The 24,945-nt window shown below is 65.3% G+C and carries 29 protein-coding genes and 1 tRNA gene; 19 read left to right on the forward strand and 11 right to left on the reverse strand.

The window, feature by feature from the left end; genetic code table 11:
* Positions 1-49: 49 nt before the first annotated feature.
* The 16 genes from JL811_RS13680 (at position 50) to JL811_RS13755 (ending at position 12,492) form a co-directional block, all read left to right on the forward strand.
* Positions 50-1,249: a phage portal protein gene (locus tag JL811_RS13680; RefSeq protein WP_202689303.1), complete on the forward strand. Its 1,200-nt coding sequence runs from the start codon at positions 50-52 to the stop codon at positions 1,247-1,249.
* On the forward strand, positions 1,246-1,488 hold the full coding sequence (locus tag JL811_RS13685) for a GTA head formation protein, RCAP_rcc01685 family (RefSeq protein ID WP_202689262.1): 243 nt from the start codon (positions 1,246-1,248) through the stop codon (positions 1,486-1,488). The genes JL811_RS13680 and JL811_RS13685 overlap by 4 nt, the downstream gene beginning before the upstream one ends.
* A 4-nt stretch (positions 1,489-1,492) precedes the next feature.
* Positions 1,493-2,053 carry an HK97 family phage prohead protease gene (locus JL811_RS13690; protein WP_202689263.1) on the forward strand — a complete coding sequence of 187 codons (561 nt, stop codon included), beginning with the start codon at positions 1,493-1,495 and terminating at the stop codon, positions 2,051-2,053.
* Positions 2,054-2,090: 37 nt separating this feature from the next.
* On the forward strand, positions 2,091-3,287 hold the full coding sequence (locus JL811_RS13695; protein ID WP_202689264.1) for a phage major capsid protein: 1,197 nt from the start codon (positions 2,091-2,093) through the stop codon (positions 3,285-3,287).
* 150 nt (positions 3,288-3,437) lie between these two features.
* On the forward strand, positions 3,438-4,040 hold the full coding sequence (locus tag JL811_RS13700; protein ID WP_202689265.1) for a head-tail connector protein: 603 nt from the start codon (positions 3,438-3,440) through the stop codon (positions 4,038-4,040).
* Complete coding sequence (locus JL811_RS13705) at positions 4,037-4,375, forward strand: phage head completion protein (protein WP_202689266.1); 339 nt, start codon at positions 4,037-4,039, stop codon at positions 4,373-4,375. Before JL811_RS13700 ends, JL811_RS13705 begins: the two co-directional genes overlap by 4 nt.
* Positions 4,372-4,770, forward strand: a complete 399-nt coding sequence (locus tag JL811_RS13710) for a DUF3168 domain-containing protein (RefSeq protein ID WP_202689267.1) — start codon at positions 4,372-4,374, stop codon at positions 4,768-4,770. The genes JL811_RS13705 and JL811_RS13710 overlap by 4 nt, the downstream gene beginning before the upstream one ends.
* Before the next feature lie 83 nt (positions 4,771-4,853).
* Positions 4,854-5,267, forward strand: a complete 414-nt coding sequence (locus JL811_RS13715) for a phage major tail protein, TP901-1 family (protein ID WP_202689268.1) — start codon at positions 4,854-4,856, stop codon at positions 5,265-5,267.
* Positions 5,267-5,587, forward strand: coding sequence for a gene transfer agent family protein (locus JL811_RS13720; RefSeq protein ID WP_202689269.1), 321 nt, complete (start codon positions 5,267-5,269; stop codon positions 5,585-5,587). The genes JL811_RS13715 and JL811_RS13720 overlap by 1 nt, the downstream gene beginning before the upstream one ends.
* A 7-nt stretch (positions 5,588-5,594) precedes the next feature.
* Entirely contained in the window at positions 5,595-5,816 is a 222-nt protein-coding gene (locus JL811_RS13725) for a rcc01693 family protein (protein ID WP_202689270.1), read from the forward strand.
* The gene (locus tag JL811_RS13730; RefSeq protein ID WP_202689271.1) at positions 5,803-6,456 is read left to right on the forward strand and encodes a phage tail tape measure protein; all 654 of its coding nucleotides are present in this window, start codon (positions 5,803-5,805) and stop codon (positions 6,454-6,456) included. Before JL811_RS13725 ends, JL811_RS13730 begins: the two co-directional genes overlap by 14 nt.
* Positions 6,457-6,463: 7 nt before the next feature.
* Positions 6,464-7,096 (forward strand): DUF2460 domain-containing protein, encoded by a 633-nt coding sequence (locus JL811_RS13735; protein ID WP_202689272.1) that lies wholly within the window; start codon positions 6,464-6,466, stop codon positions 7,094-7,096.
* Positions 7,093-7,980, forward strand: a complete 888-nt coding sequence (locus JL811_RS13740) for a DUF2163 domain-containing protein (RefSeq protein ID WP_202689273.1) — start codon at positions 7,093-7,095, stop codon at positions 7,978-7,980. Before JL811_RS13735 ends, JL811_RS13740 begins: the two co-directional genes overlap by 4 nt.
* A complete protein-coding gene (locus JL811_RS13745) occupies positions 7,977-8,420 on the forward strand; it encodes an NlpC/P60 family protein (protein ID WP_202689274.1) in 444 nt (147 codons plus the stop codon). The genes JL811_RS13740 and JL811_RS13745 overlap by 4 nt, the downstream gene beginning before the upstream one ends.
* Positions 8,421-12,317 (forward strand): baseplate multidomain protein megatron, encoded by a 3,897-nt coding sequence (locus tag JL811_RS13750; protein WP_202689275.1) that lies wholly within the window; start codon positions 8,421-8,423, stop codon positions 12,315-12,317.
* A 99-nt stretch (positions 12,318-12,416) separates the two neighbouring features.
* Positions 12,417-12,492, forward strand: a tRNA-Phe gene (locus JL811_RS13755).
* 104 nt (positions 12,493-12,596) lie between these two features.
* Here the strand turns inward: JL811_RS13755 and JL811_RS13760 are convergent.
* Positions 12,597-13,466 carry a hypothetical protein gene (locus tag JL811_RS13760; RefSeq protein WP_202689276.1) on the reverse strand — a complete coding sequence of 290 codons (870 nt, stop codon included), beginning with the start codon at positions 13,464-13,466 and terminating at the stop codon, positions 12,597-12,599.
* Positions 13,467-13,728: 262 nt separating this feature from the next.
* Here JL811_RS13760 and miaB point away from each other — a divergent pair, with 262 nt between their 5' ends.
* The gene (gene miaB, locus JL811_RS13765; protein WP_202689277.1) at positions 13,729-15,093 is read left to right on the forward strand and encodes a tRNA (N6-isopentenyl adenosine(37)-C2)-methylthiotransferase MiaB; all 1,365 of its coding nucleotides are present in this window, start codon (positions 13,729-13,731) and stop codon (positions 15,091-15,093) included.
* Between the two features lie 32 nt (positions 15,094-15,125).
* Here miaB and JL811_RS13770 read toward each other — a convergent pair whose 3' ends face one another.
* The 7 genes from JL811_RS13770 to ssb form a co-directional block, all read right to left on the reverse strand.
* Entirely contained in the window at positions 15,126-16,304 is a 1,179-nt protein-coding gene (locus JL811_RS13770; RefSeq protein WP_202689278.1) for a cytochrome P450, read from the reverse strand.
* A 7-nt stretch (positions 16,305-16,311) separates the two neighbouring features.
* The gene (gene tpiA, locus JL811_RS13775; RefSeq protein ID WP_202689279.1) at positions 16,312-17,088 is read right to left on the reverse strand and encodes a triose-phosphate isomerase; all 777 of its coding nucleotides are present in this window, start codon (positions 17,086-17,088) and stop codon (positions 16,312-16,314) included.
* A 68-nt stretch (positions 17,089-17,156) separates the two neighbouring features.
* Positions 17,157-17,507, reverse strand: coding sequence for a HesB/IscA family protein (locus JL811_RS13780; protein ID WP_202689280.1), 351 nt, complete (start codon positions 17,505-17,507; stop codon positions 17,157-17,159).
* A gap of 26 nt (positions 17,508-17,533) precedes the next feature.
* Complete coding sequence (locus tag JL811_RS13785) at positions 17,534-18,331, reverse strand: DUF3307 domain-containing protein (RefSeq protein WP_202689281.1); 798 nt, start codon at positions 18,329-18,331, stop codon at positions 17,534-17,536.
* Positions 18,328-19,005, reverse strand: a complete 678-nt coding sequence (locus JL811_RS13790; protein WP_202689282.1) for a hypothetical protein — start codon at positions 19,003-19,005, stop codon at positions 18,328-18,330. The genes JL811_RS13785 and JL811_RS13790 overlap by 4 nt, the downstream gene beginning before the upstream one ends.
* Before the next feature lie 195 nt (positions 19,006-19,200).
* Positions 19,201-19,563 carry an SUF system Fe-S cluster assembly protein gene (locus JL811_RS13795; RefSeq protein ID WP_202689283.1) on the reverse strand — a complete coding sequence of 121 codons (363 nt, stop codon included), beginning with the start codon at positions 19,561-19,563 and terminating at the stop codon, positions 19,201-19,203.
* A 148-nt stretch (positions 19,564-19,711) separates the two neighbouring features.
* A complete protein-coding gene (ssb, locus tag JL811_RS13800) occupies positions 19,712-20,215 on the reverse strand; it encodes a single-stranded DNA-binding protein (RefSeq protein WP_202689284.1) in 504 nt (167 codons plus the stop codon).
* Positions 20,216-20,490: 275 nt separating this feature from the next.
* On the opposite strand from ssb, the gene JL811_RS13805 reads away from it, so the two are divergent.
* Positions 20,491-21,102 carry a lytic transglycosylase domain-containing protein gene (locus JL811_RS13805; RefSeq protein ID WP_202689285.1) on the forward strand — a complete coding sequence of 204 codons (612 nt, stop codon included), beginning with the start codon at positions 20,491-20,493 and terminating at the stop codon, positions 21,100-21,102.
* A gap of 101 nt (positions 21,103-21,203) precedes the next feature.
* On the opposite strand, the gene serS is transcribed toward JL811_RS13805, so the two are convergent.
* Positions 21,204-22,496, reverse strand: a complete 1,293-nt coding sequence (gene serS / locus JL811_RS13810) for a serine--tRNA ligase (protein WP_202689304.1) — start codon at positions 22,494-22,496, stop codon at positions 21,204-21,206.
* A 150-nt stretch (positions 22,497-22,646) separates the two neighbouring features.
* Positions 22,647-23,441: an enoyl-CoA hydratase gene (locus tag JL811_RS13815; RefSeq protein WP_202689286.1), complete on the reverse strand. Its 795-nt coding sequence runs from the start codon at positions 23,439-23,441 to the stop codon at positions 22,647-22,649.
* Positions 23,442-23,518: 77 nt separating this feature from the next.
* Here JL811_RS13815 and JL811_RS13820 point away from each other — a divergent pair, with 77 nt between their 5' ends.
* Positions 23,519-23,953 (forward strand): PaaI family thioesterase, encoded by a 435-nt coding sequence (locus JL811_RS13820; RefSeq protein ID WP_237684961.1) that lies wholly within the window; start codon positions 23,519-23,521, stop codon positions 23,951-23,953.
* Between the two features lie 121 nt (positions 23,954-24,074).
* On the opposite strand, the gene JL811_RS13825 is transcribed toward JL811_RS13820, so the two are convergent.
* A complete protein-coding gene (locus JL811_RS13825; RefSeq protein WP_202689287.1) occupies positions 24,075-24,440 on the reverse strand; it encodes a bactofilin family protein in 366 nt (121 codons plus the stop codon).
* Positions 24,441-24,945 lie beyond the last annotated feature (505 nt).

The raw sequence follows: 24,945 nt of genomic DNA on the forward strand, positions 1-24,945 counted from the left end.
AATGACCCTCGGGGCCATGGATCGCAAGGATCGAGAGGAACTGACGCCGATGGTTTTCGATTTCCTGAAACGCGCCGCCCCTGTCGAAGTGCCGGAGCAGAAAGCCTCGGCCACCGGGCGTGTCGTCGCCTGGCCGGGCGCGGGCCGCGTGGCCTGGAGCCCGCGTGACACGGCCAGCCTGACCCGGGCGGGGTTTCTGGGCAATCCGGTCGGCTTTCGCGCGGTCAAGCTGATTGCCGAAACGGCCGCCGCCCTGCCGCTGGTGCTGCAGGATTGCCAGCGCCGCTATGAGACGCATCCGCTGCTGGAGCTGGTACGCCGGCCCAACCCGGGGCAGGGAAGGGCGGAGATGCTTGAGGCGATTTATGGGCAGCTGCTGCTGTCGGGCAATGCCTATGTCGAGGCGGTGCCGGGGTTGGCCGCATCCGGGTTGCCTGCGGAACTGCATGTGCTGCGCTCGGACCGGATGAATGTGATCCCCGGCCCGGATGGCTGGCCGGTCGGCTGGGAATACGCGGTCGGTGCCCGCAAGCATCGTTTCGCGGTGCAGGACGGGCCGCCGCCGATCTGCCATATCCGCAGTTTCCATCCGCAGGATGACCATTACGGATTCTCGCCGATGCAGGCGGCGGCGGTGGCGATGGATGTGCATCTTTCGGCCACGCGCTGGTCCAAGGCGCTTCTGGACAATGCGGCCCGACCCTCGGGCGCGATTGTCTATCGCGGGGCGGATGGCGGATCGACCCTGTCGGCGGATCAGTATGACCGGCTGGTCAGCGAGATGGAAAGCCATCATCAGGGCGCGCGCAATGCGGGCCGCCCAATGCTGCTGGAGGGCGGTCTGGACTGGAAGCCGATGGGGTTCAGCCCGTCGGATATGGAATTTCACAAGACCAAGGAGGCGGCGGCGCGCGAGATTGCCATCGCCTTTGGCGTGCCGCCGATGCTGCTGGGGATCCCCGGAGATGCGACCTATGCCAATTATCAGGAGGCGAACCGCGCCTTTTTCCGGCTGACGGTGCTGCCGCTGGTGGGCAAGGTCACGGCGGCGCTGTCGCATTGGCTGTCGCAATGGGGCGGTGAGGCGGCCGAGTTGCGCGCCGATCTGGATCAGGTGCCGGCACTGGCGGTCGAGCGCGATCAGCAATGGGCGCGGGTGGGGGCTGCCGATTTCCTGACCCCCGCCGAGAAACGCGCGATTCTGGGACTGCCCGCCCTGCCGGAGCCAACCCTGCCGGAGGACGCATGAGCGAAGTCCGGGGGGGCGGATCGCGATTTCTGTATGACAGTTTCGACGCGGCCACGGCGCGGATCGAGGCGAATGAACGCGTCGCGGCCGAACGTTGGAGCGGGCTTGAATACCGGCTGGTCCAGATCGAGGGCGCGCTGGAGCGGCTCGAACGGCGGATCTGGGTGGGTGTCTACGGGGTGGCGGCCTTCCTGCTGGCGCAGGGGGCAGAGGCGGTTTTACGCGCGGCAATGAGGTGATGGAATGACAGTTCAGGGAATTCAGGGCGCCCCCGAGCGCAAGTTCCACCAGCCTGAGGCCGGTCTGGTGGTGTCGGATGGCGTCAGGGTCGAAGGCTATGCCAGCCTGTTCGGCAAGGCCGATCAGGGCGGCGATATCGTCCAGAAAGGCGCCTATGCTGCCAGCCTGAAACGGCTGATGGCGGTCGGGCGCCGGGTCCGGATGCTGTGGCAGCACGATCCCGGCCAGCCAATCGGCATCTGGGACGAGGTGCGCGAGGACGCGACAGGGCTTTACGTCAAGGGCCGCATCCTGCCCGAGGTGGAAAAGGGGCGTGAAGCGGCAGCGCTGCTCGCGGCAGGCGCGATTGACGGATTGTCGATCGGCTATCGCACCCTGCGGGCCGAGCGCGACAGCAAGGGCCGCAGGCTTTTGTCCGAACTGGAGCTTTGGGAGGTGTCGCTTGTGACCTTCCCGATGCTGCCGGAGGCGCGCATCGCGGCCAAGGACGATGAGCCAGCCGGGATCTGGCGTGATCTGGCGCAGGTTTTTGACGCGGCGCGGCAGGATCTGGCCCGGGGCTGACCGGCAGCACAGCACAGCAAGCGAAAGGAATAGGGAAATGACCGAGACCAAGGCTCGGGCCGGGGAAGACATGCCCGCCGACCGCCATCCTGTCGATGAGGTGAAAACCGCGATGACGGGTTTCCTGAAAGAGATCACCCGCTTTCAGGCCGAAGTGAAGACAGCGTTGCAACAACAGGAAGAGCGACTGACCATGCTGGATCGGAAAACGACGACCTATGCCCGCCCGGCGCTTTCGGCCCGGACCGAGATGGAAATTCCGCACAAGAAGGCGTTTGACGCCTATCTGCGTTCGGGTGATGACGATGCCCTGCGCGGACTGCATCTGGAAGGCAAGGCGATGAATACCGCCGTTGCCGCCGATGGCGGATATCTCGTTGATCCGCAGACGGCGGAAACAATCCGCTCGATGCTGGTTTCGACCGCTTCGATCCGGGCCGTTGCCAATGTGGTGCAGGTCGAGGCAACGTCCTTTGATGTGCTGATCGACCGCAGTGAGGTCGGTTCGGGCTGGGCGACCGAGGCCGGGCCGCAGGCCGAAAGCACCACCCCGCTGCTGGAACGGATCTCGATCCGCCTGCATGAGCTTTCTGCGATGCCCAAGGCCAGCCAGCGGCTGCTGGATGACAGCGCCTTTGATGTCGAGGACTGGCTGGCGGGCAAGATCGCGACCCGTTTCATCCGGGCCGAGGCCGCGGCCTTCGTCAATGGCGACGGGGTGGACAAGCCCAAGGGGTTCCTGCTGCCGCCGCAGGTGGACAATGACCTGTGGTCATGGGGCAATCTGGGCTATGTGCCGTCGGGCGCCGAGGGCGATTTCCCGGCGATGAATGCCGCCGATTGCATTGTCAGTCTGGTCTATGCGCTGGGTGCCGACTACCGCGCCAATGCGAATTTCGTCATGAATTCCCGCACGGCGGGTGCGGTGCGCAAGATGAAGGATGCCGATGGCCGTTTCCTGTGGTCCGACGGTCTTGCGGCGGCAGAGCCTGCGCGGCTGATGGGGTATCCGGTGCTGATTGCCGAGGACATGCCCGATATCGCCGAGGATGCCTGCGCCATCGCCTTTGGCGATTTCAATGCGGGCTATACAATTGCCGAACGTCCCGATCTGCGAATCCTGCGCGATCCCTTTTCGGCCAAGCCGCATGTGCTGTTCTACGCAACAAAACGTGTCGGTGGCGATGTGACCGATTTCGCGGCGATCAAGCTGCTGAAATTCGCCGAGGCCTGACGCGTCCTGCCATGGTTCCGCCCCCTGACGGGGTCGGACCTTCGGGCGCGTGTCGGGGATTTTGTCCTGCCGTGTCGTCCAGCTGCTCCCTCCGTCCGAGCGATGCGGGATGCGCGCCCGATCCTGCAGATGGAAATCAAGAGGTGTGACATGATGCTGATCGAGCTGAACCCGGTGCCGGATGTGGCCCTGCCGGTTGCGGCGCTGAAATCCCATCTGCGGCTGGGCAGCGGGTTCCCGGAGGACGGGATGCAGGATGCGCTGGCCGCCGGATATCTGCGCGCCGCGATTGCCGTGGTCGAAGGGCGGATCGGCAAGGCGCTGCTGATGCGGCGGTTCCGGCTGGTGCTGGATTACTGGCGTTCGGACAGGGCGCAGGCCCTGCCGCTGGCCCCGGTTGGCACGGTGCATTCGGTGCTGCTGCGCGACCGGGACGGTGACGCGTCGCCGCTGGACCCGGAGCGCTACAGCCTTCGCCCCGATGGCCAGAGGCCGCATCTTGTCTCGGTCGGTGCCGCCTTTCCGCAGGTGCCGATGGACGGGCAGGCCGAGATTGAATTCGATGCGGGGTTCGGCCCGGAATGGTCGGATGTGCCGCCGGATCTGGCACAGGCCGTCCTGCTGCTGTCGGCGGAATATTACGAGATGCGCCATGAGGCCGGGCAGCGCGATGCGGCGGGATTGCCGCTGGCGGTTCAGGCGCTGCTGGAACGCTGGCGCACGGTACGCGTGCTGGGCGGGGGGGCGCGGTGAGCGGGATCCGTCTGAACCGTGCCTTGCTGCTGGAACGGCCTTTGCGCAGCGATGACGGCATGGGCGGTCATGTCGTGACATGGCAGGCGGTCGGGCAGGTCTGGGCCGAGATCCGGCCCGGTGCGGGACGTGAACTGGGCGGCGAGGACCTGCTGCTGTCTTCGGTCCCCCATCGCATCACCCTGCGTGCAGCCCCGCCGGGCGCGGCGTCGCGCCCCGTGCCGGGGCAGCGTTTCCGCGAGGGCACGCGCCTTTTCGACATTCTGGCGGTGACCGAGCGCGATCCCGAGGGCCGGTATCTGCAATGTTTCACCCGTGAGGAGGTGCCGAAATGACCTATGGCATGGCGGCGGCGCTTCAGGTGGCGGTGTATCAGCAGTTGACGGCGGCCCCTGGACTGGCCGGGGTCGCGGTTCTGGATGCCATGCCCGAGGGGGGGCCGGGCGGCAGTTTCGTGCTGATCGGCCCGGAAGAGGTGCGCGACGCGTCAGATGGCAGCGGCGCGGGCGCCGAACACCGGCTGATGATTTCGGTCATCAGCGATGCGGCGGGGTTTCAGTCGGCGAAACAGATCGCAGTCGCGGTTTCGGATGCGCTGGATCAGGCGCCTCTGGATCTGGACCGGGGGCGGCTGGTCAGCCTTGCCTTTCTGCGTGCCCGGGCGCGGCGGCTGCGCGACGGGGCGGTGCGCCGGATCGACCTGACCTTCCGCGCGCGCGTTCAGGACTAAGCGCGCCTGAACGCGGATCACGCCGGTTTAGGGTGAAAAATCAAGGGCGCGACCCGCGCCGAAATCAGCATCGGAGATGACCCATGGCGGTTCAGAATGGCAAGGACCTTCTCATCAAGCTGGACATGACCGGCGATGGCACATTCGAGACGATCGCGGGTCTGCGGGCCACGCGGATCAGCTTCAATGCCGAAACCGTCGATGTCACCAGCCTGGAAAGTCAGGGCGGCTGGCGTGAATTGCTGGCCGGTGCGGGCGTCCGCACGGCCTCGATCTCGGGATCTGGCGTGTTTCGGGACGCCAACACCGATGAGCGCGCCCGGCAGATCTTCTTTGACGGTGAAATCCCGGGCTTTCAGGTCGTGATCCCCGATTTCGGCATTGTCGAGGGACCGTTCCAGATTTCCGCCATTGAATATGCAGGCCGCCATGATGGCGAGGCGACCTATGAGCTGACCATGGCCTCGGCTGGCGCTCTGAGCTTTGTGGCGCTGTGATGACCAATCCATGGGCGGGCGAAGTGGCGCTGACGCTGGATGGCAGGCCGCATGTCGCCAAGCTGACGCTGGGCGCGCTGGCCGAGCTTGAGGCGGCGCTGGAGGCCGGGTCGCTGATTGATCTGGTCGAGCGGTTCGAGGCGGGGCGGTTTTCCAGCCGCGACGTGCTGGCGCTGATCGTGGCAGGGCTGCGCGGCGGCGGCTGGTCGGGAGCGGCGGTCGATCTGCGCTGCGTCGAGATCGGCGGTGGTCCGGTCGAGGCTGCGCGGGTCGCGGCGGAACTGCTGGCGCGCGCTTTCGCTGCGCCGCCTGCGGACTGATCGGGCCATGGCGGGGATCGACTGGCCAGGACTGATGCGCGCGGGCCTGCTGGGCCTTCACTTGCGGCCCGATGAGTTCTGGAGGCTGACGCCGGTAGAGCTGAGAACAATGCTGGGCGTGGATGGCCCCGCCGCACCGCTGGGCCGTGCAAGACTGGAAGAACTGGCGCGCGCCTTTCCGGATCGCGCGCCGCAAACCGGGACGGAGGTCGGGAATGGCGGATATTGAGCGGCTGGAAGACCAGATCGCGGCATTGGAGATCAGCCTTGGCGGGGCGGCCGGAATGGCCGGAGCCTTTGACGGGGAACTGGCGCGGATGCGCGACAGTCTTGTGTTCACCGGGCGTGAGGTGAACAGCCTGTCGCAGGGCATCGGATCGGGCCTGCGCCGCGCCTTTGACGGGCTGGTTTTTGACGGCATGAAACTGTCCGACGCGCTGCGCGGTGTCGCGCAAAGCATGGCGAACACGGTCTATTCGGTCGCGATGCGCCCCGTTCAGAACGCGGTGGGCGGGTTTGTCGCCCAAGGCATGAATGCCTTGCTGAGCGGCCTGATGCCCTTTGAGAAAGGCGGCAGTTTCACGCAAGGACGGGTGATGCCTTTCGCAAAGGGCGGCGTCGTCAGCCAGCCGGTGGCCTTTCCGATGCGGGGTGCGACCGGCCTGATGGGAGAGGCCGGACCCGAGGCGATCATGCCGTTGGCGCGTGGTGCGGATGGCCGGCTGGGCGTGCAGGCGGCGGGCGGCGGGCGGCCGGTGACTGTGGTGATGAACATCTCCACACCCGATGTGCAGGGCTTCCAGCGCTCGCAAAGCCAGATCGCGGCACAGGCGGCGCGCGCGCTGGCGCGCGGTCAGCGCAACAGATGAGGGGCAGATGGGTTTTCACGAGATACGCTTTCCCGCCAATCTGAGCTTCGGCTCGGTCGGCGGGCCGGAACGGCGCACCGAGATCGTGACGCTGGTCAACGGGTTCGAGGAACGCAACAGCCCCTGGGCGGAGTCGCGGCGGCGCTATGATGCGGGGCTTGGCCTGCGCAGTCTGGATGATGTGGAGATGCTGATCGCGTTTTTCGAGGCACGGCGCGGTCAGCTTTACGGGTTCCGCTGGAAGGACTGGGCCGATTTCAAATCGGGCCGCGCCTTGCAGCCCGTGGCCGAGACCGATCAGGTGCTGGGCCGCGGCGACGGGCATCAGCGCGATTTTGCGCTGGTCAAATCCTACCGCTCGGGGGAACAGACCTATCTGCGCCCGATCCGCAAACCTGTTGCGGGCAGCGTGATCGTGGCGCTGGAAGGCGACCGCAAGGTGGAAACGGTGGATTACACCGTCGACACGGCCCTGGGCATCCTGCGCTTTGCCTTTCCGCCCGAACCCGGCGCACTGGTCACGGCGGGGTTCGAATTCGATGTGCCGGTGCGGTTTGATACCGACCGGATCCAGACCTCGGTCGCGTCCTTCCGCGCGGGCGATGTGCCCTCGGTCCCGGTGGTGGAGTTGCGGGTATGACCGCGCGTGAGGCTTTGCACGCGCATCTGGCGCAGGGGATCACGACCACCTGCCATGCCTGGGCGATCCGTCGCAAGGATGGCACGGTTTACGGATTCACCGATCACGACCGGGATCTTGAATTCGACGGGATAGTCTTTCAGGCCGGAACCGGCCTGACCGCGCGGGCGCTGCAGCAGACCAGCGGGCTTGCGGTCGATAACAGTGAGGCGATGGGCGCGCTGTCGGATCTGTCGCTGACCGAGGCCGACCTGATGGCGGGCCGGTTCGACGGGGCGGACCTGTCGGTCTGGCAGGTCAACTGGGCCGATCCATCGCAACGGGTGCTGCGGTTCCGGGGGATGATCGGTGAGATTCAGCGCGCCGGCGGGGCGTTCCGGGCGGAACTGCGCGGGCTGGCCGAGTTGCTGAACCAGCCGCAGGGGCGCAGCTATCAGCGCGGCTGTGCGGCCATTCTGGGCGACGCCGCCTGCCGGGTCGATCTGTCGCGGCCGGGACTGTCCTATGACGTGCCGGTCATTGTGATCGAGGACAGCATCCGTTTTCGCCTGCCGGAGCTGACGGATGTGGCGGGGGGGTGGTTTGAGCGGGGGCGCGTCGAGATGCTGACGGGTGCCGCCGCCGGGTTGACCGGTGTGGTGCGGCGCGACCGTCTGGATGCGACCGGGCGCGTGATCGAACTGTGGCAGCGCCTTGGCGCGCCGATTGCGGATGGCGACCTGTTGCGCGTGGTGGCGGGCTGCGACAAGACCGTTTCGACCTGTCGGTTCAAGTTCGCGAATTTCCTGAACTTCCGGGGCTTTCCCCATATCCCGGGTGAGGACTGGCTGACCGCCTATCCCGCCTCGGGTGGGTTGCACGATGGCGGGAGCCTGATGCGATGAACGACCGGCAGGGGTTGATCGTGGCCGAGGCGCGGCGCTGGATCGGGACGCCCTATCAGCATCAGGCCAGTGCCTTGGGTCATGGGGCCGATTGTCTGGGTCTTGTCCGGGGTGTCTGGCGCGGCCTGCTGGGGCCCGAGCCTGTGCGCGTTCCGCCCTACAGCGCCGACTGGGCCGAGGCGTCGGGCCGTGAGGTGCTGCAGGTGGCGGCGCGGCACTGGCTGGATCCGGCACCGGGCGCTGAGGTCACGGCGGGCGATGTCCTGCTGTTCCGGATGCGGCAGGGACGGATCGCGAAACATCTGGGCATTGCCAGTGGGCCGGACCGTTTCATCCATGCCTATAGCGGCCATGGCGTCATCGAAAGCCCGCTTTCCACCCCCTGGGCGCGCCGCATCGTCGCGCGCTACCGCTTTCCCTGTCCTGAAGGAGCCGAATGAATGGCGACACTTGTGCTTTCTGCCGTGGGGGCAGCCATCGGCGCGGGCTTTGGCGGTACGGTTCTGGGCCTGTCGGGGGCGGTCATCGGGCGCGCGGTCGGCGCGACACTGGGCCGGGCCATCGACCAGCGCCTGCTGGGCGCGGGCTCCGAGGCGGTGGAGGTCGGTCGGATCGACCGGTTCCGGCTGACCGGCGCATCTGAAGGGGCCGAGATCGCGCGGGTCTTTGGCCGCGCGCGGATCGCGGGGCAGATCATCTGGGCCACGCGGTTTCTGGAAAGCACGACCAGCAGCGGCGGCGGCAAGGGCGCACCTAAACCGCGCGTCACGACCTATTCCTATACGGTCAGTTTCGCCATCGCGCTTTGTGCCGGACAGATCCTTGGCGTCGGGCGGATCTGGGCCGACGGGCAGGAAATCGACCCCGGAACGCTGAACCTGCGGCTTTATCCCGGCAGCGAGGATCAGTTGCCCGATCCGCGCATCAAGGCGGTGGAAGGCACGGAAGAGGCACCCGCCTATCGCGGTATCGCCTATGTCGTGATCGAGGATCTGGATATCGGACGCTTCGGCAACCGCGTTCCGCAACTGTCATTCGAGGTGATCCGCCCTGCACAGGGGCCGCTGGCCGATGCCGAGACGCGGCTGGATCAGGCCGTGCGCGCGGTGGCAATGATGCCCGGCAGCGGGGAATACACGCTGGCGACCACGCCCGTGCGCTACAGCGACGGTCCGGGACTGGTCCGTCCTGTGAATACCAACACCCTGACGGAACAGACCGATTTCGAACTGGCGCTGGACAATCTGCGACGCGAACTGCCGCAGGTCGGGGCTGTCTCGCTGATCGTGTCATGGTTCGGCTCCAATCTGAAATGCGCCGAGTGCCGGATCGAACCAAAGGTCGACCAGAAGATCGAGGATCCCGCGATGATGCCCTGGCGCGCCGGGGGTCTGACGCGGGAGACGGCCGCCGAGGTGCAGCCGATTGAGGGGCGTCCGGCCTATGGCGGCACGCCCTCCGACCGGTCGGTGATCGAATCCATCGCCGCGATGCGGGAACAGGGGCTGGAGGTGATGGTCTATCCCTTCATCCTGATGGATCAGATCCCCGGCAACGGACTGGGCGACCCCTGGACCGGAGCGGAGGATCAGCCGGTTCTGCCCTGGCGCGGGCGGATCACCACATCTGCCGCACCGGGGCGTGACGGATCCCCCGATGGCACATTAGCGGCCGAGGCCGAAGTTGCGGCCTTCTTCGGCACGGCGGATCTGGCCGATTTCACCTTTACCGGTGATACGGTGGCCTACAGCGGCGGCGATGGCTGGACCTATCGCCGCTTCATCCTGCATTACGCGCATCTTTGCGCCGCCGCAGGCGGGGTCGATGCCTTCTGCATCGGGTCAGAGATGCGCAGCCTGACCCAGATCCGTGGCCCGGAACACAGCTTTCCGGCCGTGGCTGCGCTGCGCGCGCTGGCCGCTGATGTGCGCGCGGTTCTGGGACCGGAGACCGACATCACCTATGCCGCCGACTGGTCGGAATATTTCGGCTATCATGCCGATGGAAACGTTTATTTCCACCTTGATCCGCTCTGGTCCGATCCGGAGATCGATTTCATCGGCATCGACAATTACATGCCCCTGTCGGACTGGCGCGATGGTGAGACCCATCGGGATGCGCCTTGGGGTGCGGTGCATGATCTGGCCTATCTGCGCGCCAATATTCTGGGCGGTGAAGGCTATGACTGGTATTATGACAGCCCCGAGGGCGAGGCCGCACAGCGCCGTCTGCCGATCACCGACGGCGCGCATGATGAGCCGTGGATCTTCCGCTACAAGGATCTGCCCGGCTGGTGGTCGCATGAGCATTTCAACCGGATCGACGGTGTGCGTGCCGAGGCCCCGACCGCATGGGTTCCGGGGTCCAAGCCGATCCGCTTTACCGAATATGGCTGTGCTGCAATCGACAAAGGCACCAACCAGCCCAACCGGTTTCTGGATCCGAAAAGCTCGGAAAGCGGGCTGCCGAAATACTCCAATGGCCGGCGCGATGACGCGATGCAGATGCACTATCTGCGCGCCATGGCGGATTTCTGGTCCGATCCCGCGAACAACCCCCAGTCCGATCTTTACGCAGGCCCGATGCTGGATATGGCGCGGGCCTTTGTCTGGGCCTGGGATGCGCGGCCCTATCCGGCCTTTCCGGGGCGCGGCGAACTGTGGTCGGATGCTGCCAACCATGCGCGCGGTCACTGGCTGACCGGGCGGGCGACGAACCAGCCGCTTTCGGCGGTCATTGCCGAACTTTGTGAAGCGGCGGGCCTGCGCCATCTGGACCTGCGGGGACTCTATGGCGTGGTACGCGGCTTCACGCCCTCGGGCGCGGGCACGGCGCGGGCGGCGCTGCAATCGCTGGTGCTGGCTTTCGGTCTGGATGTGATTGAGCGGGAAGGGAGGCTGATCTTCCGCCATCGCAGCGCGGCGCGTCCCCATCACCTGCTGCCGGAACGGCTTGCCCAAAGCGATGAGATCGGCGGCGCGGTCGAGACCATCCGCGCCGCCGAGGCCGAGGGCGCGGGACGGATCCGGCTGGGCCATATCGACGAAGGCGGCGATTTTCTGCCCCGTGAAGTCGAGGTGTCCTTTCCCGATGCGGACGGGGCGGCGGTTGCCGGTTCGGAACTGCCGCTGGCCCTGACCGGATCCGAGGCGCGCGGCATTGCCGAGCGCTGGCTGGCCGAGGCCCGGGTGGCGCGGGATACGGCCCGCTTCGCGTTGCCGCCTTCGGCGGCGGGGATCGGCGCGGGCGACACGGTGCAGATCGGGGCGGATCGTTTCCGCATCGATCGTCTGGACCAGTCCGGGCCCGCACTGGTCGAGGCCGTGCGCGTGGAACCCGCCCTTTATGCGCCGGGTGAAGACAGCACCGAACGGTTGCAATCGCAGGCTTTCGTGCCTCCGGTTCCGGTCTTTCCGCTGTTTCTGGATCTGCCCTTGCTGCGCGGCAATGAACTGCCGCATGCGCCCTATGTGGCTGCCTTGTCCGTGCCTTGGCCCGGGGCGGTCGGGGTCTGGAAAGGAATCACTGCAGAGTCCTTTGATTTCAATCTGCTTTTGCCGCTTGCCGCAACAATCGGCGTGACCGAGACGCCGCTGGTCGCGGCCCCTTCGGGCCGCTGGGATCGCGGCGCGCCCCTGCGTGTGCGGCTGTCCTCCGGCGCGTTGCAATCGGTCGATGATGCGGCGCTGCTGGCCGGGGCGAATATCGCCATGATCGGCGATGGCAGTTCCGCAAACTGGGAGGTGTTCCAGTTCGCGCAGGCCGATCTGATCGGTCCGCGCAGCTATGATCTGGGCCGTCGGTTGCGGGGCCAGTTGGGCAGCGATGCGCTGATGCCGGAGATATGGCCTGCAGGATCCTATGTCGTGCTGTTCAACGCGGCGCTGGCGCAGCTTGATCTTGCGCCGTCTGAGCGCGGTCTGGCGCGGCATTACCGGATCGGCACTGCCGCGCGCGGTGTCGATGACCGCAATGCCGTGCAGCGCGTCGAGGCCTTCAGCGGGATCGGCCTGCGCTGCTATTCCCCCGTTCATCTGCGTCACCGCCTGTTGCCGGACGGCGCGATGCGGGCAAGCTGGATCCGGCGCACGCGGATTGACGGCGACAGCTGGGACGCGATCGAGGTGCCGCTGGCCGAAGAGCGCGAATCCTATCTGCTCCGCGTGCTGGTTGATGGCGCGATCCGCCGGGAAGTGACCACGCCCGAGCCGCATTGGACCTATTCCCTGTCCGACCGTCTGGCCGACGGGATCACCGCAGGGTTTGAGCTGCATGTGGCGCAGATTTCTGACAGTTTCGGCCCGGGCGCCTTTGCCCGCCTTTCGGTCCCGGCCTAGCCTGCCGGGCCGGACCGCGGCGGACCGGGCCGGAAGAATGAAATATTTGCCGCTACCCTCTGGACAGGCCCCTGCACCTCGCATAATACCCGGCGCAAGGCCCGGATAGCTCAGTTGGTAGAGCAACGGATTGAAAATCCGTGTGTCGGCGGTTCAAATCCGTCTCCGGGCACCACTTTCCAACAAATCCTGTGATGTCATCGGTTTGGGCAGTGGCGCAACTGTCATGTCATCGGGTGCCGCTTTGGGTGCATCGGACAGACACCCCGGCACATTCCGTCAGAACCACTGGCCCGGCTCCATCAGCCCCAGATCCATCAATTGCTGGCTGTGCCATTCGAACTCGGTCGAATTGTGCCAGCGGAATGTGTGGATATCAAAGGTTGACCCAGGATTGCGCTTCAGCGCCTTGGCGGTGCGAAAGGATGCGATTGCGGTCGTGATGTTGTGATGCCAGGGGCAGGCATAGGTGTTGTATTCCTCATCCGTGAAGGTGAAATCGGGCCGCAGGCGCAGTCCAGGTTTTGCCCGGAACAGCGCGATACGGTCGATCTTGCGGCGCGCGGGGGGAATATGCTCCTCAAAGCGCCAGCGCAGACCGCCGAAGAAATCAAGCTGGCGTTCCCTTGGATGATTATGGTTTGCCGGATCGCGGCGTCCAAGCGCGTAATAGCCTGAGCGGTCCAGTAATGCGCCCTCAAGGCAAACTGCATCTGGATGCCGGTCAAGATCCGGCGCGTAAAGGTCGATCACATAGGACAGGACCGCGTCGCGCCGTTCTTCGGTCTGGAAGGTCAGCATCTCGCGGATGCTGCGCGTCTCGCAGAACGGAAAGAACAGGTATTCGGCGTTATAGCCGTAATGGAACCATGTTCCCGGCGCAGCCTCGATCATAAGGTTGACCGCCGTCATCAGCGCATTTTCGGCATGCGCGTCATACCGGATCCGATGCACCCGTTCGGACAGGTCGGCGGCAAGCGGCATTTCCACCGCAGTCAGCAGAATCACGGGGAAGAATCCCATTTTCAGATGATGGCGCAGGGTGCTGTCGATTTCCACGCTGTCTTCGGCCATGACCACGGCCACCGGTCCCTTGGCCAGCAGCCCGCCATGCCGGGCAAGAAAATTTCCGAGATCCGAATGCTGCATCCTGTCCATCCTGCCGGTCACGTCTTTGTCGCCCGCTTCTTGCTGTTGCGGGGGATGCGGTCAAGCAAAGGGGAAAGCCGCGCCAAGGTCAATCGGGACTGTGAAGGGCGGAGAGATTGAAGATCGGCTGGGTTCGGGCTATAGGGCGGCTGCAATAGGCCCCCGCTTGTCGGGTATATTCCCGGATGCGGCCAGTGACTGGGCCTGCGCTTGGGCCGGGGCCTGGATTGGGGCCCGGACTGGGGATCGAGGGAAACGCGCCATGACCGACCAGACAAGCCCCAAACCCGCGACACCTGCCGGTCAGGCCGACAGGTCCGCCGATGCTGCGCCCGTGCCGCGCAAGCTGTTCATCAAGACCTATGGCTGTCAGATGAATGTCTATGACAGCGAACGCATGGCCGAGGTTCTGGGCGCCGAGGGCTATACCCGCACCGACACGGTCGAGGATGCCGATATGGTGCTGCTGAACACCTGCCATATCCGCGAAAAGGCGTCCGAGAAGCTCTATTCCGATCTGGGCCGGCTGAAACCTGCGAAACTGGCCAAGCCCGATCTGAAAATCGGTGTTGCGGGCTGTGTGGCACAGGCCGAGGGCGGGGAAATCCTGCGCCGGATGCCATTGGTCGATCTGGTCGTGGGGCCGCAAAGCTATCACCGGTTGCCCGCGATGATGCGGGCCGAAGGGCAGGTCGTGGATACCGATTTCCCGGCCGAGGACAAGTTCGACCATCTGCCCGAACGCCGCGCGCTGCGTGGGCCGACCGCCTTTCTGACCGTGCAGGAGGGCTGTGATAAGTTCTGCGCCTTCTGTGTCGTGCCCTATACGCGCGGGGCCGAGGTCAGCCGCCCGCCCGAACGCCTGCTGGCCGAGGCGCGCGATCTGGTCAGCCGCGGCGTGCGCGAGATCACGCTCTTGGGACAGAACGTCAATGCCTATCACGGCGGCGGCTGGGGTCTTGCCCGGCTGTTGAGGGAACTGGCGGGGATCGAGGGGCTGGAGCGGTTGCGCTATACCACCAGCCACCCCAATGACATGGAGGACGATCTGATCGCCGCCCATGGCGACCTGCCGCAACTGATGCCCTATCTGCATCTGCCGGTGCAGTCGGGGTCGGACCGGATCCTGAAGGCGATGAACCGCAAGCATACTGCGGCAGACTATCTGCGGCTGGTCGAACGCATCCGCGCCGTGCGGCCCGACATCCTGCTGTCGTCGGATTTCATCGTCGGCTTTCCCGGTGAAACTGATGCCGATTTCGAGGCAACGATGGACCTGATCGCAGCGATCGGCTATGGCGCAGCCTTCTCGTTCAAATATTCCGCCCGGCCCGGAACGCCCGCTGCCGAAAAGACCCCCGTCGCGCCTGATATCGCGGATGAAAGGCTGCAGCGTCTGCAATCGTTGGTCACGCAGCAGCAGCGCGCGGCGCAAGAGGCCATGGTCGGGCGCGAGGTTTCGGTGCTTTATGAAAAGCCGGGCCGCCTGCCGGGGCAGATGGTCGGCAAATCCGATCATCTTCATGCCGTGCATGTCACCGATCCTGCGGGAAAGGTGGGGGATCTGGTGCGCGTTCGGGTGACGGCCTCTTCCACCAATTCTCTGGCGGCGGAACGGCTGGACTGATCGCGGTCGCTGGTCCGGCGCTAGCCCGGGGATCAGCCTTTGGCGATCAGGGGCAGCGCGGTCAGGCCGTGAAAGTGATAGCTGTCGGCATAGGTCGCCGGACCGGCAAGCGCCAGTCCGGGCAGCCGGGCGAACAGGATCGGCAGGGCGATCTGCAGTTCCAGCCGGGCAAGCGGCGCGCCGACACAGAAATGCAGCCCCCCGCCAAAGGCCAGATGCGGTGCGGCAGTCCGCGCCGGGTTGAACCGGTGCGGATCCTGCCAGACCGCCGGATCGCGATTCGCCGCCCCCAGAAGCAGCGCGATGCGGCTGCCCGCGGCAAGGTTCTGGCCCATGACCTCAACCGGTTCATAGACATGGCGAAAGAACAGATGCAGCGGCGGATCATGGCGCAGCACTTCCTCGGCCAGCGCGGCGGGGGAATGGGCGGCGGGATTGCAGCCTTCGCTCAGGGTCGCCTTCACGCCGTTGCCGATCGTGTGGACGGTCGCCTCATGCCCGGCATTCAGCAGCAGGATGCAGGTCGCGATCATCTCATCCGTGGCCAGCCGGTCCTCGTTTTCGCGGGCGGCAATCAGATGGGTCAACAGGTCATCGGCAGGATGTTTGCGCCGCATCTCGATATGATCGCGCAGGAAGGCCGAGAATTCGGCGGCGGCACGGGCGGCGGCCTCTTCATCCGCGCGGCTGCGCTGCGGGATATACATGCGCACCATCGCATGCGACCAGCCCAGCAAACGGTCGGCCATGGTTTCGGGCACGCCCAGCAGACGCGCGATGATGATGACCGGCAGATGCTGCGCGAAGGTCTCGATCAGGTCGAATTCCCCATCCGGCAGCGCGTCGATCAGGCTGTGGGTCAGGCTTTCGATCTCGGGCCCCAGCGCCGCGATCCGGCGTGAGGTGAAGGCCCGCAGCACCAGACCGCGCAACCGCGTATGGCGGGGCGGTTCCAGTTCCAGCATGGAATGATCCTCGACCGCATAAAAGGGGCGCAGATGGTCGGGCACGGGCATGCGCTGACCGGGCGGGGTTTCGCGCCCGAAACGACGGTCGCGCAAGATCGCATTCACCGCCGCATGCGAGGTGGCACAGATCGTGTCATAGTCTTCCCACAGAAAGAAGGGCCCCGCCGCGCGGGCGCGGTCGTAGAAGTCATAGGGGTTCTGGACGAAATCCGGCTGGTTCGGGGATTGGCGCAGGCGCTGCATCTTGGGATCAGGCGGCCTCCAGCGCCGCGACAATGGCGCCGAAATCGCTGGCCCGCAGACTGGCCCCGCCGACCAGTGCGCCATCGACATTGGGCAGGGCAAAAATCTCGGCGGCGTTCGACGGTTTCACCGATCCGCCGTAAAGCAGACGGATCGCGCGGCCCGTAGCGCCGAGAATGCCGAATTCCTTGGAAATATGGTTGCGGATGAAGCTGTGCACTTCGGCGATTTCTGTGGAAGACGCTGTGAGCCCGGTGCCGATGGCCCAGACCGGTTCATAGGCAATGGCGAAATTCTCCGCCCGACAGCCGATATCCGAGTCGGATCTATAGCGCGTCAGCACACGGTCCAGTTGTCCGGCCACAACTTCCAGCGCCCGGCCCGCTTCGCGTTCCGCGCGGGTCTCCCCGACGCACAGGATCACCGCAAGGCTATGGTCATGCGCCGTCATCATCTTGGCGCGGATCATCTGATCGGTTTCCTGATGGTCCTGACGGCGTTCGGAATGGCCAAGGATCACCCAGTTTGCCCCGGCATCGCGCAGCATCTCGGCCGAGATATCGCCGGTATGGGCACCAGAAGGGGCGGCATGGCAATCCTGCCCGCCGACCTGCAGCGCAGAGCCCGCGGCCTTTTCGGCCATGCGCGCCAGCAGCGTGGCAGGCGGGCAGATCAGCATTTCGCACTGCTTCGGGGCGGGATGGGCGGCGATCAGCGTCAGGATCTCATCCAGATCCTCGGATGTGCCGTTCATCTTCCAGTTGCCTGCTGCAAGCTTGCGCATGGTCCATCCTCCCCTGTTTCTGTGGCGTCAGGGTGGGGCGGATAGGGAGCGATTGCAAGGGGCCGGGGTCAGGCGTCCTTGAACTTGATTGATTCGCCGCAGCCGCAGGCCTCGGACACATTGGGATTGCGGAAGCGGAAGCCCTGTTCCAGCAGCGAGGTCTCATAGTCGATCTCGGTGCCGATCAGGAACATCTGCGCCATCGGCGCGATCATCACCCGCGCGCCATCCTGTTCGACCGTCTCATCCATCGGGTTGATTTCGGTCACATAATCCATCGTGTATTCCATGCCCGCACAGCCGCCCTTCTTGACGCCGATGCGCAGGCCTTTCGAGGCCTGCCGTTCCATCAGGCGGGCAATCTGGCGTGCTGCTGCGGGGGTCATGGTGACGGCGGCCTTGCCGGGAATGGCGAACATGGGGGCTCTCCTGCTTTGTCCACAATTTAAGGGTTGGGAAGGGAAATTCCAAGCGGTGCCAGCAACAGAACCGTCAGATGCGCCGCTGCGATGGCCCAGCCGAACGAGGCCAGCGTGCCGATGATGACATATTCGCTGACCGCCCGGTCATTGCCGACCGTGCCGAAGCGCAGCACCGATTTCGCCGCGATCAGGAAACCGATGCCCGCTGGTTGCCCGGTCAGCACCAGCAGGAAGATCAGCCCGCGTTCCAGCAGACCGATGGCCTGCCCGGCATTCAGCAGCCCTTCGGACGGGCGGGGCATATCGCCCGGCGGGCGGTCCTGCGCCAGCCGCGACAGATCGGCCGACCATGGCGCCATCAGAAAGCCAACGGCAAAGCCGCCCGCCCGTGTGGCAAGGATCAGCCCCGCCAGCAGCGCCATAAGGCCCGGCAGCAGCGTCAGGTCTGGCAGGAAAGCGGGCGGCGACTGCCCCCAGAGCCCGGCGGCGTAAAGCCCCGGCACGGCCAGTGCGACGACCGCCAGCGTCAGCAGATGCAGCGCCTGATCGGCCAGAAAGACCGAAAGCGGCCCCGCCCCGAACCGATGGGCATGGCGGGGGGCAAGATGGGTGCGGATCAGATCAATCAGCAGATGCAGCACCGCCAGCGCCAGAAGCGCCGGATGCAGACTGCCCGTCGTGACGATCGCCGTGACCAGCACGATCACCCCATGGGCCAGCATCGGCACGCTGCGATGCTTGGCTGCAACCATGGCGCGGGTCTGAAAGATGAAATCGGCAAGGACATGCGCCAGAAGCAGGGCGGCAAAGGTCTCGGTCATCGGGCGTGCTCCGTCTGGGAGTGAGAGTGGAAACTGTCCGCCCAGAGGTCGAGTGCCTGACGGATGGTCTGGAATCCTGCAGCGGTAAGGCGGGCATTGACGGCTTGCGTCGAAACGCCAAGCCGTTCGGCGATATCGGATTGAGTCGCGACGGCGGGGGACAGCGCGAATGAAACGGCATTTGCCTGTTCCACGCTCCACCGCGTCGCGCGTTCGGCGATCAGCAGGCAGGTTGCCCTGTGCAGCGGCGTGACGCCCGCGCCCGAGACTGACAGCCAATGGCCGCGCGGCATCTCGTCCAGTGCGCGCCCGGAATGGATAAAGGCCGTGCCGCGCGCATCCGACAGATCGGTGGTTCCGGCAAAGGCAATGTCGCCGATGCCGATGGAAATGCGGGTGGCAAGGGTGTCTTCGCTGGTCCGCAAGCAGGCGAAAAGATAAAGTGCCGCCGTCAGAACACGCTCAGGGCTGTACAGGATCGCGTGCCAGCCATCGCCCCGGAACCGGGTGAAGCGGGAGGGCTGATGCGGCTCCCAGGGCCAGCCTTCGATTTGCTCGAAAAGCGATTCCAGATTTTCGAATGTGCGCTCGACTTCCCGATCAGACGCGCCGGTCGCGCGGATCAGATCGCCCGTCAGGACGCATCGGGGCTGGAACGGGTCATGCTTTGACATGCGGCAAGCCTAACAGATGGCTGCTGCCAATCAATCCCTAAGGGTTGAATCCCTGATTTCAATGCCTGAGGGTTGATCCTGGATGCGGGGCAGGGTCACAGGAAGCCGCAGGCCGCAGGCCGCAGGTTTCAGGCCGCAGGTTTCAGGCCCATGGGGTCCCGGTCTGCAGGCCTTCATAAGGCGCAGGCCTCTGGCCTACATGAAACCCAGTTCCAGCCGCGCCTCATCCGACATCATGTCCATGCCCCAAGGGGGTTCGAAGGTCATGCCGACATTGACCTGCTTGATGCCCGCAAGCGGTTCTACCGCATCGGCAACCCAGCCCGGCATCTCACCGGCGACAGGGCAGCCCGGGGCGGTCAGGGTCATCATGATCTCGACCTCATTCTCGGGCGAAATCTCGATCGTGTAGACAAGACCCAGATCGTAGATATTCACCGGGATCTCGGGGTCGAACACGGTGCGGCAGGCCTCCACGATCTGATCGTAAAGCGGGTGGTCGGTGGTGGAGGGCTTGATGAGGGGCGTACCCTCAATCCGGTCCTGCGGCTGGTTCATCGCGGCCTCACATTCTATTCCGACTGATTATATAGGAAAACGCGCGCCCTGCGTCCAGTGCGCGCATTCTGTTGATTTCGATTGTTCCATTCTAGCTGCTGGCCGTCCGGCCGGCCTACCGGGGTCATCCACCCGGCAAGGCGCAGACTCAGAACGGAATCTCGTCATCCATATCCGGGCGTCCGCCCGAGGGCGCGCCGCCACCCGAGGACCGGCCTCCGCCGCCGCCGCCGCCCTCATATCCGCCGCGATCATCATAACCGCCGCCACCTCCCGAACTGCCCCCCGATCCACCACCGTCACGCCCGCCCAGCAGGGTCAGTTCGCCCCGGAACTGGCGCAGTACGATTTCGGTCGTGTAGCGGTCCGCGCCCGACTGGTCCTGCCATTTGCGGGTTTCCAGCTGCCCCTCGATATAGACGGTCGAGCCTTTGCGCAGATATTGCTCGGCGATCCTGCCCAATGCCTCATTGAAGATCGCGACCGAGTGCCATTCGGTGCGCTCCCGCCGTTCGCCGCTGGCCTTGTCGCGCCAGTTTTCCGAGGTGGCAATGCGCAGGTTCACGACCTTGCCGCCATTGGGAAAGCTGCGCACTTCCGGGTCGCGCCCGAGATTGCCGATGAGGATGACCTTGTTGACCGATCCCGCCATTATTCCCCCTGTTTTGTCAGCTTTCAGTTCGCCCGCGCCCGGCGATCCGGGGGCGGTCGCCCTCCCTGATACCGGGAACGCAGTTAACAAAGCCTATATCCCCGTGAACCGGGGCGCGCAACCACGCGTCCCGGTTCACGGGGGGCAGGATTGGCGGTCTGCCGCTGCCTGCCCGCTGCCTGCCCGGGGCAGGCCGGAGCCCGCAGATCGGAAATGCTGGCCTTGCGCTGCCGAATCGATATAGTGCGCCGGGTGAAACGAGGTGCGGGTGGTTCATGCGGCGCGTGACGGGTCTGGCGATGGTTTTTGGGCTTCTTGTGGCGGCGGTGCCGGTTGCGATGCCCGGCGTGGCTTCTGCCGAGCCGCTGGTTCTGGGCGGGGCGAAATCGCGCAATGCGATGTTCCGCAGCCAGACGAAACTGCTCGATTCCCGGCTGTCGCGGCAATATGCGGCCTCGGTGCGGCTGCAGCCCAAGGCACCCGATGCAAAATCCGAGACGGTTGCGCGGTTCCGGGGCAGCTATAAGGGCGAATATCTGGACATCGCGAAAGGGGCGGCGCGCAAACATGCGGTTCCCGAGGATCTGTTCCTGCGCCTGGTCCAGCAGGAATCAGGCTGGAACCCCGGTGCGGTGTCGCACAAGGGGGCCACGGGTCTGGCGCAGCTGATGCCTGATACGGCGCGTCTGCTGCGGGTCAAGATCGACGATCCGCATCAGAATCTGGAAGGCGGCGCGCGCTATCTGCGCATGATGTATGACCGCTTCGGAAGCTGGCGACTGGCGCTTGCCGCCTATAATGCCGGGCCTGCGGCGGTAGAAAAGCATTCCGGCATCCCGCCCTATGCCGAAACCAAGAATTACGTGAAGGTCGTTCTGGGCAGTTGAGCCTTGGGGGCCTGCCGCCATGCGGATGCAAAAAAGGGGGCCGCACGGCCCCCTTTTCCAATACCGGCCCGTTTCCTGTTCCGGCCCGTCGATGCGTTTTGTCAGACCAGCGCACCATCCGCCGCGATGCGTGTCTTGCCGCCCAGATAGGGGTGCAGCGCTTCGGGCAGATCGACCGAGCCATCCTCGTGCTGGCCGTTTTCCAGCACCGCGATCAGCGTGCGGCCCACGGCCAGCCCCGACCCGTTCAGCGTATGAACGAATTCGGGCTTGCCCCCGGCCTCAGGCCGGTAGCGGGCATTCATCCGCCGGGCCTGAAAATCGCCGCAGACAGAAACCGAACTGATCTCACGATAGGTATTCTGGCCGGGCAGCCAGACCTCCAGATCATGCGTCTTGGTCGCACCGAAGCCCATATCGCCGGTGCACAGCACCATCACGCGATACGGAAGGCCCAGTTTCTGCAGAATCGCCTCGGCGCAGCCGGTCATGCGGTCATGTTCCGCAAGGCTGGTCTCGGGCGTGGTAATCGACACCATCTCGACCTTTTCGAACTGGTGCTGGCGCAGCATCCCCGATGTATCCTTGCCCGCCGATCCGGCCTCGGACCGGAAACACTGGGTCAGGGCGGTCATGCGCAGGGGCAGTTGTGCGGCCTCAAGCGTTTCACCCGCGACCGTATTGGTCAGCGTCACCTCGGAGGTCGGCACCAGCCACCAGCCATTCGTCGTCTGATAGCTGTCTTCGGCGAATTTCGGCAATTGGTTGGTGCCATACATCGCCTCGGATTTCACCAGAACCGGGGTCCATGTCTCGGTCAGCCCATGTTCGGAAACATGCGTGTCCAGCATGAACTGCCCCAGCGCGCGGTGAACGCGCAGCACCGCGCCGCGCAACAGCACGAAACGCGATCCTGACAGCTTGGCGGCGGTCGCGAAATCCATGCCCGGCATCGCACCCGCGATCTGGAAATGCTCCAGCGGGCGGAAAGCAAAGTCGCGCGGGGTTCCCCAGCGGCGCAGTTCCACATTTCCCGTTTCATCCGCGCCTTCGGGCACTTCCGGCAGCGGCGCATTGGGAAGCGCTTCCAGCAATTCGCGCAGCCGCGCATCCTCGGCCGCCGCTTCCTCATTCAAGAGCGCGATCTCGGCCTTTTTCTCGGCGACAAGCCCGCGGAGGCGGTTGAACTCCTCGTCATTGCCGGCGGCCTTGGCGGCCCCGACATCGCGCGAGGCGGCATTCTGCGCCGCTGTCGCGGTTTCGGCGGCAAGGATCTTCGCGCGGCGTGCGGCGTCGATGGCCAGGATCTCGGATGACAGCGGGGCCAGACCGCGACGGGACAGGGCCGCATCAAAAGCGGCGGGGTTTTCGCGGATTGCGCGGATATCGTGCATCATGGCCTCCTGATCTGGGTGCCCCGATATGCCCCATCATCCGCCCAAGGGAAAGTGGGCACGCAGTGGGGCCGGGTTTCAGCCGCGCAGAACGGGGGCAGGGTCGTCTTCTGTTCCGGCCCTTACGCCTGCCGCAGGGTCAAAACGCGGTCAGCCCTGATCCTTCCAGTCGGGATCGCGCTTTTCCAGAAAGGCGCGGATCCCCTCATCCGTGTCACGCCAGAGCATGTTTTCCACCATCACCGCGCCGGCATGGGCATAGGCGCGGTCCAGCGGCAGGCCCATCTGGTCATAGAAACCGCGCTTGCCGGTCCGTACCGCCGCGCCCAGCTTGGCCGCCACAGTGTCGGCCAGTGCAGCCGTCTCATCCTCCAGTGCCTCGGGCGGGACCACGCGGTTGATCAGCCCGATTTCCGCCGCACGGGCCGCCGGGATAAAGGCGCCGGTGGTCAGCATCTCGAAGGCCAGTTTGGCGGGCACATTGCGCGTCAGCGCCACCATGGGGGTGGAACAGAACAATCCGATATTGACGCCGTTCACGCCGAACCGTGTTCCTTCGGCCGCCACGGCCATGTCGCAGGAGGCAACAAGCTGGCACCCTGCGGCGGTCGCGATGCCATGGACCTGCGCGATGACGGGCTGGGGCAGGGTGACGATGGCCTGCATCACATCGGCACAGCGGTCGAACAGATCCTTGAACGCCGCCGCCCCGCCATCCGCTGCCTGCCGGGCGGCCTGCATCTCTTTCAGGTCATGGCCCGCGCAGAAACAGCGCCCCGCCCCTTTCAGCACCACGACGCGGATCTGCGCATCCGCATGCAGCCGGGCCAGTTCATTGGCCATGGCCTCCAGCATGGCATCGGACAGCGCATTCAGGCTGTCGGGGGTGTTCAGTGTCAGATGCGCCACAGCGCCCCGGTCCTCACGCAAAAGCATTGCGGTCATGGCAGTCTTCCTTACCCTGTCGGCGGATTGCTCCGGACCATCTGGCCGGGGTGCAGGATGGATTGCAAGGGGGCCGCATGGACCGGATCGCCAGCCCGATGATGGACTGCGCTGCGCTGACCGAATTCCTGCAGCGGGAATTCGCGCAGGTGGCCGATGATTTCGAGGTTCTGGCCGTGACCGCGACCGGGGTCGATATCCGGCTGCGCGTGGCAGGGCGTCATCTGCGGCCGGGGGGGACGGTTTCGGGGCCCGCGATGTTCGCGCTGGCCGACGTCGCGCTCTATCTGGCAATCCTGTCGCGGATCGGGCCGGTGGCGCTGGCCGTGACCACGAATTGCGCCATCGACTTCATGCGCCGCCCTGCCGCCGGGCGCGACCTGATCGCCGAGGCGCGGTTGCTGAAACTGGGGCGCGTGCTGGCGGTCGGCGATGCGCTGATCCGCAGCGAGGGCGAGGACGCCCCGGTCGCGCGCGCGGGACTGACCTATTCGATCCCGCCCGGGGCGTGACCCTGTAGATAGGCCCGCCCGCGGCGTGACCCTATAGATGGGATAGTCCGGGGACGCGGTGCCAAGGGATCGGCAAAACCCGGCAGCGGCGGCAGGGCAGGGGGCTGCCCCGCGCGCGCCTTCAGTCCTTGTTGCGCGTGAAGGTTCCCTCGATCTGCGCACCACTTTCGATCGAAAGAGTCTTATAGGTGATCTCGGCCGTGACCTGTGCCGCCGAACGCAAGGTCAGCCCCGTTGTCTCTATCCGGCCATTGAGCCGTCCGCGCAGATCTACGGTTTCGGCAGTGACCTTGCCCTTGACCACGCCTTCATGACTCAGCAGCAGCGTCCCGGCAGTGATCGAACCGTCCACCTCGCCCATCACCTCGACCGCGCCGGTGCAACTGATATCGCCGGTGATCCGCAGATCAGCCGCAAGAACGGATTTCCCCGCATTGGCCCGGGGCCGGGCGGCGGTGCTGTCATCGGGCTTGGGGGCGGTGGTCATGGGAGGATCCTCATTCTGGGGCGACACGATACGAAAGACGCGCGGAAAGCTTTGGGTCGCGCGGGCGGGGCGGCATCATGCCGGTGGAACAGGCCGATAGAAGGCCGACAGCCGCAGATGGGTCAAGTGGACAGTTGCCGCGATGACCGGATTCCCGCCGAAAGACCGGGATTCGGCCCGATTTGTCGATATCCGCCCGCAAAGCGCATGAGATTCGCCGGTGATTCCCCGGGTCTGGTCCTGTGAGCGGCACGATTCGTAGCGCCCGTCCTGCCTGCGGCCCCAAAATGCCGCCTTCATGGTCGCCCCCATCCGGCGCAAACCCCAAGGAACAAAGGGCCGGGCGACAGGGAGGGGAAAAAAATCGCCGGACGGGCACTTTTTCTGCTTGCAGGTTTTTTGTTGTGGGCCTAGATACCGCCTCACCGAAACGGAGACGGTCGGAAGCGGCGGTTGAGGGGACGGGCAGCGACGGAAGTTGCTGAGAACAATCAGGAGGCAAGGC

This window comes from Szabonella alba, from assembly GCF_016765775.1.
Classification (GTDB): Bacteria; Pseudomonadota; Alphaproteobacteria; order Rhodobacterales; family Rhodobacteraceae; genus Szabonella; species Szabonella alba.

Excerpts from the sequence above, each read along its gene's own strand:
- JL811_RS13680 (WP_202689303.1), top strand. The coding sequence starts at position 50 with ATGGTTTTCGATTTCCTGAAACGCGCCGCCCCTGTCGAAGTGCCGGAG.
- JL811_RS13685 (WP_202689262.1), top strand. The coding sequence starts at position 1,246 with ATGAGCGAAGTCCGGGGGGGCGGATCGCGATTTCTGTATGACAGTTTC.
- JL811_RS13690 (WP_202689263.1), top strand. The coding sequence starts at position 1,493 with ATGACAGTTCAGGGAATTCAGGGCGCCCCCGAGCGCAAGTTCCACCAG.
- JL811_RS13695 (WP_202689264.1), top strand. The coding sequence starts at position 2,091 with ATGACCGAGACCAAGGCTCGGGCCGGGGAAGACATGCCCGCCGACCGC.
- JL811_RS13700 (WP_202689265.1), top strand. The coding sequence starts at position 3,438 with ATGATGCTGATCGAGCTGAACCCGGTGCCGGATGTGGCCCTGCCGGTT.
- JL811_RS13710 (WP_202689267.1), top strand. The coding sequence starts at position 4,372 with ATGACCTATGGCATGGCGGCGGCGCTTCAGGTGGCGGTGTATCAGCAG.
- JL811_RS13715 (WP_202689268.1), top strand. The coding sequence starts at position 4,854 with ATGGCGGTTCAGAATGGCAAGGACCTTCTCATCAAGCTGGACATGACC.
- JL811_RS13720 (WP_202689269.1), top strand. The coding sequence starts at position 5,267 with ATGACCAATCCATGGGCGGGCGAAGTGGCGCTGACGCTGGATGGCAGG.
- JL811_RS13725 (WP_202689270.1), top strand. The coding sequence starts at position 5,595 with ATGGCGGGGATCGACTGGCCAGGACTGATGCGCGCGGGCCTGCTGGGC.
- JL811_RS13730 (WP_202689271.1), top strand. The coding sequence starts at position 5,803 with ATGGCGGATATTGAGCGGCTGGAAGACCAGATCGCGGCATTGGAGATC.
- JL811_RS13735 (WP_202689272.1), top strand. The coding sequence starts at position 6,464 with ATGGGTTTTCACGAGATACGCTTTCCCGCCAATCTGAGCTTCGGCTCG.
- JL811_RS13740 (WP_202689273.1), top strand. The coding sequence starts at position 7,093 with ATGACCGCGCGTGAGGCTTTGCACGCGCATCTGGCGCAGGGGATCACG.
- JL811_RS13745 (WP_202689274.1), top strand. The coding sequence starts at position 7,977 with ATGAACGACCGGCAGGGGTTGATCGTGGCCGAGGCGCGGCGCTGGATC.
- JL811_RS13750 (WP_202689275.1), top strand. The coding sequence starts at position 8,421 with ATGGCGACACTTGTGCTTTCTGCCGTGGGGGCAGCCATCGGCGCGGGC.
- JL811_RS13760 (WP_202689276.1), bottom strand. The coding sequence starts at position 13,466 with ATGCAGCATTCGGATCTCGGAAATTTTCTTGCCCGGCATGGCGGGCTG.
- miaB (WP_202689277.1), top strand. The coding sequence starts at position 13,729 with ATGACCGACCAGACAAGCCCCAAACCCGCGACACCTGCCGGTCAGGCC.
- JL811_RS13770 (WP_202689278.1), bottom strand. The coding sequence starts at position 16,304 with ATGCAGCGCCTGCGCCAATCCCCGAACCAGCCGGATTTCGTCCAGAAC.
- tpiA (WP_202689279.1), bottom strand. The coding sequence starts at position 17,088 with ATGCGCAAGCTTGCAGCAGGCAACTGGAAGATGAACGGCACATCCGAG.
- JL811_RS13780 (WP_202689280.1), bottom strand. The coding sequence starts at position 17,507 with ATGTTCGCCATTCCCGGCAAGGCCGCCGTCACCATGACCCCCGCAGCA.
- JL811_RS13785 (WP_202689281.1), bottom strand. The coding sequence starts at position 18,331 with ATGACCGAGACCTTTGCCGCCCTGCTTCTGGCGCATGTCCTTGCCGAT.
- JL811_RS13790 (WP_202689282.1), bottom strand. The coding sequence starts at position 19,005 with ATGTCAAAGCATGACCCGTTCCAGCCCCGATGCGTCCTGACGGGCGAT.
- JL811_RS13795 (WP_202689283.1), bottom strand. The coding sequence starts at position 19,563 with ATGAACCAGCCGCAGGACCGGATTGAGGGTACGCCCCTCATCAAGCCC.
- ssb (WP_202689284.1), bottom strand. The coding sequence starts at position 20,215 with ATGGCGGGATCGGTCAACAAGGTCATCCTCATCGGCAATCTCGGGCGC.
- JL811_RS13805 (WP_202689285.1), top strand. The coding sequence starts at position 20,491 with ATGCGGCGCGTGACGGGTCTGGCGATGGTTTTTGGGCTTCTTGTGGCG.
- serS (WP_202689304.1), bottom strand. The coding sequence starts at position 22,496 with ATGCACGATATCCGCGCAATCCGCGAAAACCCCGCCGCTTTTGATGCG.
- JL811_RS13815 (WP_202689286.1), bottom strand. The coding sequence starts at position 23,441 with ATGACCGCAATGCTTTTGCGTGAGGACCGGGGCGCTGTGGCGCATCTG.
- JL811_RS13820 (WP_237684961.1), top strand. The coding sequence starts at position 23,519 with ATGGACCGGATCGCCAGCCCGATGATGGACTGCGCTGCGCTGACCGAA.
- JL811_RS13825 (WP_202689287.1), bottom strand. The coding sequence starts at position 24,440 with ATGACCACCGCCCCCAAGCCCGATGACAGCACCGCCGCCCGGCCCCGG.